General features: G+C 53.8%; 1 protein-coding gene and 2 pseudogenes. 2 read left to right on the forward strand and 1 reads right to left on the reverse strand.

Annotated elements, in window-relative coordinates:
• Both HMPREF2935_RS00010 and HMPREF2935_RS00015 read left to right on the forward strand, forming a co-directional pair.
• Positions 1 to 332: pseudogene (locus tag HMPREF2935_RS00010) on the forward strand (ParA family protein); the annotation flags it as partial.
• 10 nt (positions 333 to 342) lie between these two features.
• Complete coding sequence (locus tag HMPREF2935_RS00015; protein WP_046095264.1) at positions 343 to 579, forward strand: hypothetical protein; 237 nt, start codon at positions 343 to 345, stop codon at positions 577 to 579.
• A gap of 83 nt (positions 580 to 662) precedes the next feature.
• Here HMPREF2935_RS00015 and HMPREF2935_RS00020 read toward each other — a convergent pair.
• Positions 663 to 1,357 (reverse strand): annotated as a pseudogene (locus HMPREF2935_RS00020) (conjugal transfer protein TraA); the annotation flags it as partial.

Raw genomic sequence — 1,357 nt, forward strand, 5'->3', positions numbered from 1 at the left:
GTTTAGCTTTCATAACCGAAAGCGCCGAGGCTGCCGATTTAGTCCTTCTTCCAACTGGTGTTTCCCCGATGGATATTGATCGAACGCAGGTCACACTTTCTTGGCTAATAGAAATGGGGATACCAACAGCAGTTGTTCTGTCGAATGTCGACAGAAGGGAAAAACTTCTAGATGAAGTCCATGCCGAACTGGAGGGTGATGAAACTGCAGCGCTTGCTGAAACAGTCATCCCAACGAGGGCGGCTACACGTCGCGCTTTCGGAACAAAGCCCAGTAGTACGAAGGTTTGGGATTCTTTGGCTCGAGAAGTAGTCGCAGCATTTGAGGATTAAGGGGTAGGCAATGGCAATTCCAAAGGCTAAAAATAAGGCGCGGGAAGAATCGTCTGGAAATAAGTCGGAGGTCTCGCCTTCAACAAAGATGTTCGCCCAAGCTAACGATAAAGCGACACGCCTTCAGTTGTACGTCCGCGATCGGCAATTGATTAAAGAGCTCAAACTCGCCGCAGTGGAAGAAGAGAAGAGTATCTCCCAACTTTTTGAAGAGTGGGCAACACGATGGCTCGAGGAAAGAAGCTAACTATCTGGTGTATATACCTACATACACATATGCGGATATAGGTATATACACATATGCGCTCTAGTGCTTTTACCTCGCTGTTTCTAGAGCTCTGGGCCTTGTTCTTCTTCAAGGTCGTCAGCAGGTGCTTGTTCGTCAGTGGTATCGCTGTCGCTGGTAACGCTTTGTTGCTCGCCACCTAGGCCGAGGCTAGCGAGGAAGTCGAGGCCTGCTTGTGCGCCCTGGTGCAGATCGCCGGCGTCTTCGTCCTGGGTGTTGTCGGTGTTGTCGGCTTCTGGGGTGGTCTCAGGTGCTGATGGTTCTTCTTCCACCTCGTTGTAGGAGGTGTCTGGCTCGTCATAGTCAGTGGTGTCGTGCTCGTAGGCGGCGGCGATGGTGTCTGCCATCATGTCGCGGATGGTGTCTTGGGCGGATTCGTCTATGCCGAGGCGGCGTAGTTCGTAGGTGCGTTGTGCGGCCAGGAGGTTTACTTCATCGGCGATATAGCCTGCATGGTCGGCAACATCGTTCGGGATTTCTTCTTCGCGCAAGCGGGTAGCGATGTCGGCGCGGTCGGCCCAGTCCATTTTCTCGCGGCGGATAGTATCGAGGCGTTGTTGCAGCCTATCGGTGTGTTCGCTGTCGTACTGTTGGGCTGCGTGGAGGCGCTTGTCCCATTCTTCGTGGTCCTCGGCGCGGTAGCAGATTTCCTCCCACAATCGTGCCTCCGGAAGGTTAGCGCCGGTGTCTTCAATGGCCTGCTGCGCTAGGCTGCGGCGCTGTTGCGCCTGTTCAAGAC

The sequence above is a fragment of the Corynebacterium sp. HMSC076D02 genome, from assembly GCF_001813815.1.
GTDB lineage: Bacteria > Actinomycetota > Actinomycetes > Mycobacteriales > Mycobacteriaceae > Corynebacterium > Corynebacterium simulans.

What these genes read in the sequence shown, in the direction of transcription:
- HMPREF2935_RS00015 (WP_046095264.1), top strand. Translation starts at nt 343, where the DNA reads ATGGCAATTCCAAAGGCTAAAAATAAGGCGCGGGAAGAATCGTCTGGA.